6 protein-coding genes are annotated in these 6,691 nt (G+C 60.2%); 2 read left to right on the forward strand and 4 right to left on the reverse strand.

All coding sequences use genetic code 11. The features are described from left to right. Positions 1 to 115: 115 nt before the first annotated feature. Positions 116 to 1,414 (forward strand): hypothetical protein, encoded by a 1,299-nt coding sequence (locus FEK34_RS30165; RefSeq protein ID WP_171048363.1) that lies wholly within the window; start codon positions 116 to 118, stop codon positions 1,412 to 1,414. 225 nt (positions 1,415 to 1,639) lie between these two features. After that, the gene (locus tag FEK34_RS24365) at positions 1,640 to 2,452 is read left to right on the forward strand and encodes an ESX secretion-associated protein EspG (RefSeq protein ID WP_171048364.1); all 813 of its coding nucleotides are present in this window, start codon (positions 1,640 to 1,642) and stop codon (positions 2,450 to 2,452) included. A gap of 495 nt (positions 2,453 to 2,947) precedes the next feature. Here FEK34_RS24365 and FEK34_RS24370 read toward each other — a convergent pair whose 3' ends face one another. The 4 genes from FEK34_RS24370 to FEK34_RS31210 form a co-directional block, all read right to left on the reverse strand. Then, complete coding sequence (locus FEK34_RS24370) at positions 2,948 to 3,535, reverse strand: HEAT repeat domain-containing protein (RefSeq protein WP_138451362.1); 588 nt, start codon at positions 3,533 to 3,535, stop codon at positions 2,948 to 2,950. 149 nt (positions 3,536 to 3,684) lie between these two features. Beyond that, complete coding sequence (locus FEK34_RS24375) at positions 3,685 to 4,122, reverse strand: hypothetical protein (protein WP_138451364.1); 438 nt, start codon at positions 4,120 to 4,122, stop codon at positions 3,685 to 3,687. A gap of 85 nt (positions 4,123 to 4,207) precedes the next feature. Beyond that, positions 4,208 to 4,636, reverse strand: a complete 429-nt coding sequence (locus FEK34_RS24380) for a hypothetical protein (protein ID WP_138451366.1) — start codon at positions 4,634 to 4,636, stop codon at positions 4,208 to 4,210. 1,061 nt (positions 4,637 to 5,697) lie between these two features. Continuing rightward, positions 5,698 to 6,691: RHS repeat-associated core domain-containing protein (locus tag FEK34_RS31210; protein ID WP_138451368.1), on the reverse strand; the 994-nt coding region annotated here is incomplete at its 5' end.

The raw sequence follows: 6,691 nt of genomic DNA on the forward strand, positions 1-6,691 counted from the left end.
GCTCGGTCTTCCATCGTTCGACACGATTGTCTCCAATGTCGGTAAGCTCGTCTTGTCCGGCCCGTTGGGCGCGGTTGTCACCGCTGGCCACGAATTGGATTCCGCCGAAAACGCTTTGAGTATCGCGTTGGGCGATCAGAGCCCGGAATCCATTGCCGCGCGCAACCGTATCAAGGATCTCGCCGACAATCATTTCGACGGTGAGTTTCATGATCCGCGTATTCCCGACAGCTTGTACGGCAATGTGCGCAGCGAGGATCTGGACGAGTTGTATCGCAAAGCGCAGGCCGTCGATGTCGCCGCCATGACCACGTTGCATCAGGCCTGGCAGGCGCGGGCGGAAAAGCTCGAGACCGGGCTCAGCGCTTTCGGGCCGAAAATCCTTGCCGCGATGGAAGACACCTGGGAGGGCGAGTCCAAGAAGGCGGCCGCTCAGGGGATCATCGACTATGTCGAGAAGGCCAAGAGCCTGGTGTCGGGCACCAAGATCGTGGCGGGCAAGGTCGAGCTGGTGAAGTCGGCGGTCGAGGTGACCAAGGCCAACGTCCAGCCGAGCCCGGACACCAGCGGCTGGGGCAGCAAGGTCGCCAGCTGGACGCCGGGCCCCACCTGGAAGATGAACGAAGACCGCACCAACGCCGCCGAACTCGCCACCCACTACATCCTCGAACGGGTCTACCAACCCGGCATCCGCGAAGGCGACACCGGCCAACCCCGAATCCCCCTGGCCTACAACCCCATCCAGCAACCCGGCCCCGTGCCGCCGGTCACCCCACCCGGCCCCTGGCCACCGGACGGCCGCGGTGGCGTGGAACCACCGGACATCTCCGGCGGCGGCGAGGAAGAAACCCCCGAAACCAGCGGCGGCGAACCCGAAGACACCACAACCGCCGGCGTCGAGCCGGGCACCACCTCGGCGGATCCGTCGAGCCAAACCGCCACGAACCCCACAGGACTCGGCACCACACCCGCCTCCACCAATCCGGCATCCACCACCGGCCTCGGCACCGGCGGCATTCCCGGAACCGGCTACACCCCAGGCGGTTCCGGCACCGGTGGTATCGGCGCCGGATCGGGTGGCTCGGGTTCCGGATCGGGCGGTTCCGGCTCCGGCGGTTTCGGTTCCGGGTCGGGCGGCATCGTCTCCGGTGGACCCGGCCGCTCACTACCCGGCAGCGGCAACCCCGCAGCGGCCGCCGCCGCAACCGGCGCGTCCGCCGCCGCCCGTGGCAACCGTCCGATGGCGATGGGCCCCATGATGCCGCCCGCCGCGCGCGGCAAGGGCGACGACGACAAGGAAAAGGAGAAGTCCGCCATCGCCGAAGCGCTGGTCACCAAGGAGCACGGCGAGGAACTCACCGGGCTCGATCCCGCACACCGGCCGAAGACCGTGCCGCCGGTCCTGGGCGAATAACGCCCGCGATGATGACGATTCGCGGTCGCGCCCCCGCATGTCGCGTGACCGTGCGCGCCGAGCTCAGCTCCGGACGGGCGCAGCGTTCGGCGAGCACAGAGCCGGGCACGTTCGGAGTTCGGCACGCGGAGTTCGCTGAGCGCAGGGGACGGCGAGTCCGGAACCGGACGAGCACAGGGACCAGGCAATGGCATTGATCAGGCGAATGACCCCGGGATGGAAACGATGACCCAACGCACCTGGACCATGTCCGGGCTGGAACTGACCGTGCTCTGGCACGCCATCGGCCGCGACATCCTGCCCTACCCTCTGCAATACCGTCCCACCGAACCCACCGCCGACGCCTACGACCGCGCCTACAAATCCGCCGCCACCCGCATCCAATCCCTCTTCGACGAAGACATGTACGGCCCGCTGCGCGTGCTGGTCGAACCCGAGGCCAGGATCGAAGTCGCCGGATTCGCCGGCGCCACACCCCCGGTCATGCCCCGCGCCGACGCCGACCCCACCTCCATGGTCCGCATCCACGCCGCCGTCTCCGGCAACGCCGCGGTCCTGCTCACCCAGCAACCCACCGACAAACCCAACTCCGGCGGCGCCATCCGCATGGACTTCCTCCCCGCCCGCACCATCCCCCAGCGCATCATCGCCGCCCTCCCCACCGCCTCACCCGGCACCACCGCCCCCTTCCACGTCAACCGCGCCGACCTCGAATCCCCCGACCACACCCCCTTCACCGCCTTCACCGACGACTCCCCCCGCTCCCACCACGCCCAGATCACCCGCTTCTTCGAACGCCCCCGCACCACCGTCACCCACATAGCCATCTACCCCGGCCCCGCCTTCGACAACCGCCCCACCCCCACCCGCGACTTCCACATCATCGACTACCCCGAAGGCCGCTACCGAATCCGCACCACCACCTCCATCCAATCCACCCCCACCACCCCCCAAGCCCTCACCACCCACCTAACCCACCTCCTCACCCGCACCCTCGAGGAGTACCGCGAAGACACCGACCCGGCCTACCGCTACTGAACGCTTCCTTCCCCGTGTACGCGGATACCAAGCCATCAGGGGTCGCGCGGTGGCTGACACGTGCGGACGATAGTCGGCGAGGTGCCAGCATCAGAATCCTCCAACCATCCGACGCTACAGCAATCGTTCAATCTGTTCTCGGACTGAGCTTCTGAGGAAGAAGACCTCGGTTCCATTTATCGTCGAGCTTCCATAAGGTTGAAATCGGCGACTTCTTTTCGATCATGTCTTGCAAGGTAGTTCCATCGAGAGGGTCCGATAGTCGATACTTCCTGGAAAGCGTCTCGATCATCATGGTCGCAAATCGTCGACATCTCGGACACCACTCGATCATTACAGCGCGCCCACTATACCGCCGCAATTCGTGGCAATACCACCGCAGAGAGAGGTTGCCGCAGTGCGGACACAGCCTTTCACTGGCAAGACTCTCCATTCCTTGCGACGCGATACGACGCTTCTCTTCACCACTGAACAAGACCCACGTGTACTCGCTCATCAGCCGTGGTATCGGTCAAGATCGAGGCAACGCGGGTTGCTTGAAGAACTCACATCCGAATCCTTCCACCTGCGCTTATGCTTCTCGAGCTGGCGTTCAGCATGCCGCCGGACTACATCGTCATCCGAATCGAGTAGGGCGCGAAGCGCCTCTTCCGACTCCTCCCCTGGAATCCGCGCGAGCGCATGTATCGCCTTGGAAGCCAACGCCCTATTGTCATCCCACTCGAGGTAGCCGGGAACCCACCTGCCGAGTTCCAGCAGGACGCTGACCGCCCGAGGATCCCCGAATATGCCAAGTTGGAACGCGACATTCTCATGATCTCGATGCCAATCTTGCAACGCAATCTGCAAGAACACCGGAAGCAGCTCATGGTGGTACCCGAAACTCGCGCACACCACCATCGACACATTCAGGTCGTCAGAATCCCGCCGCAGGATTGCATCACGAACCAGGTCGAGTCCGAGCTTCTTCCCATCGTCAACTTTGAAGTATTGGAGCACCTCGGATTCCGTCACTCGAGCCGGTCGACCGGGCATGTTTATCAACCCATAGATAATCGCACGATCTTCATGATCAAGCGCCACTAGTCACCTCGATGCCACCGCTTCCCATATTGCACACAGGTTTCAGGTCCCTCCTCGCCAGTCGAAGTCGCGACTATCATTCTCCGCGATCGGCCCTTGGGCACCGATGACCTTCTGCCGATCGGATCATGGAACATCCGGCACGAATCTCAGCCCTTCCATCGCTCCGAGAAGATCCACTCAAGCCTATCTGCGACAAACCTGACCTTCAGCCAGGGCGGGAGTCGCCGGAAAGGGACATACGAAAGCGTATCGTCTAGAGCAGTCTCAGAAATACCGTCAGATGCGGAATCACGAAGTGCGCCCGCGAGTTCTGGCGTAATCCGGCGATTGATACGCACAAAATGGCCGAGCGCAACAAATCCCAATCGACGCGTCTCCCTGTCGACCGAAAGGGTTGCCCGAACGATCCTTGGCGCAACCTCATCAGGATCCGGATTGTTCAGCGACAGCCCGACAACAGCTATCCCGACGTGCGGTTCCCCGCAAGCAAATGCTCTGTCGACGACCTTGGGATCGCTCACTTCGAGCAAGCCCTCGCCGGTGGACCAAGACATGCCGTTGGCATCCGCCCGCTTTTCACTCATCTGGGACTACACCCGAGGTTGCTTTCCCAAACCTTGGATAATCATCTTGCGACCGAACCACTCTGGTTGTGGATGGCCGCATGAGTCAGTCCTCCACATCAACCACGAAGTACGGCTTGGCAATCGACAGGGAAATGGTCTCAGGCACCAACAGCACCTTCACGCCAGCGACATCACGCACCAACCTCATGAAGTTGACCACCGCATCGATGTCTTCTGAGGTACTAATCATCGAACTATCGCCTTGGAACTCAACGCATGTCTCACTGAACAGCGCCGACGACCACACCTGCTGTCGAAACCCGACCGTCAGACAGTACCCGGCATCGAAGCTCGTTGCGAATAGCTCTCTTTCGATCGTCGGCGCAATGGGCGTGCCATCCTGTTCCAGGGTCACCGAGTACCCGTCCGCTAGCAACCTGTCTACCAGACCAGCCCAAACAGCCCATTCAACCCCGGGTGCAACGATCTCAACGAGACCCGTATCGTCATGGTCCGGTAGAACGAAATTCAAGATGATTTCCTTATTCGCAACTTATACCCGGACGGGTAGAAATCCTCACCGGGATCAGGGAGAGCACCCAATACCGCGATCCTCACAATTTCACCCTGCTCTGACGTATAGATCGCGATGTCACCGCACTGGCTACATTCCACCTCAGGATCGCGAGCGAGCACAAGGTCCGTTCGAGTCTCCGATGTCGACATCGCGAGGTTGGCAGTTCGAAATACTGGGCGCGCATCCAACGAATCAGTGGCGCCGGCGCCCCACGGTGTTCGATCAATCACGGGGACACAATCGTGTTTGCAAGGCATCGTCCCGGCGCCAAGGTGCTCCTCGACTGGAGGGGCATCTATCACGACACACTCAGCTAGGCGTCCTGTTACCGGATCGACTTTGATCTCCAACTCGCCGCCGTTGGTTCCGGAAATCCTGAAATACAGCGGACATCTACTCAGGGGTTCACCCCACTGGAGTGTCAACGGAATCCACTCGTCCGTCGTAACCTCGGAACTTCGACATTTCAGGAGTCCGTCGACCTTAATTCCAAAATCGATCGGCCGGCGCCCGCCTGCTTCCGTCACCGATATCACCTGAACTCAGTCCTCATCGGCGTATCTCCGTGCGATTTGCTTGTCTATTTCTAGAGCATTAACCCAGACGAGACTCCCAGCTCGGCCAAGCGTTGGCGAGATGCTCGAATAGGTCCGAGAAATCCTCAATTGCGAGTTCCGAAAAGTGCGGGTCTGAGGCCCCAATCTTGTCGAATAAATCTCTACCGATAAGGTCGAACTTGTCCTTGTAGACGGCTTCTATCTCGCGCGGCTCCAATAACCAATTTCGCCCAGGTTTGGTGACGCTCCACTCTATCCTGCCACTGTAGGAAGCTACTCCGTCGGAGATAGCCTTGCTGACCCACCCTGGCTCAACCCTATACCGCCAGACAACGAACGGAGGTGTACGCCGGCTACCGGAATCGTAGCCAACGTCTACCTTCGCCCACTCTATTGGACCCAATATTGCAAGGGTTCTCAAGATTCTGGACGAAGGCCTCTCCGGGAGGTTAGGCATCTTTACCACCTGATTCCAGGGTTCAGAGACTTCATTATCCTATGAAAGTCCCCGAGCGGTACCGGCGTGTTCGAAAATGCGGGGTCATATACATATCGACCATCAGTGTATACCTCATGGTAGATATAGTCAGTGATCGTGCGACCGAGATTTTCCGGAGTTCCGACGGCACCGAATCGATCGGCTGGCTCGTACCGGATTATCCTACCTTCTCCATCTGCTCGTTCGAGCATCATTTCTGCAATTTCCGAACAATCCGTATTCTGATGATAGGACCTGTTCATTAGTTCATCAAGGCGGGGATCCGGAGGGTAGGCCGGATTGGGGCTTCGGACCTGGTAACTTCCGTCTTCATTTCTGCAGGGCGTCAACCCTAGGGGATCGGTCCAGGTCATTGGATTGAGCACATAAGTACTCGGATTGGGGCTGGGAGCCAGTCCAATCGGATCCTGGGTTAGGTAGCGACCTGAATCTGGATCGTAGACGCGGTGCAGATTATAGTGTAGCCCGGATTCCGGGTCGTACTGCTGACCTGGGAAACGCAATAGGGTGTGTGATGCCCCGCGCCAACCGACTGCTCCCCACAGGTCCGTGGTTGCACAAGCGGTGACCTGAGCGTTGATACTAATCAGTTCAACGGGAGTTCCGACCAGATCAGTGACGAAGAGTTCGAATTCGGATTCCGTTGCAGATCTGGAAGTCTGTTGCGTGAGCGGAATGTGTGTTCTGTCGAGATACGACCAGCGACTAATCGATGTAAGAGACGCGTTCTCGACAAGGCGAGTTCCCTCCCAGATGAGCTCGATACGCTGAACGGTAGCGCCACCGCTTGTCAGCTGTCGCTTGGTTGTCCGGCGGCCCAGGGCGTCGTAGGTGTAGTGCCACCACTGCCCCTCAGGCGTGTAGACGTCGGTCAGCTGGTCGAAAGCGTTGTACCGGTATTGCCAGACATCCGGTTTACGCGATATCCGTGTGGTCGTCTTACGGATGAGGCGA

The organism is Nocardia cyriacigeorgica (assembly GCF_005863245.1).
In the GTDB taxonomy this organism is placed as follows: Bacteria; Actinomycetota; Actinomycetes; order Mycobacteriales; family Mycobacteriaceae; genus Nocardia; species Nocardia cyriacigeorgica_C.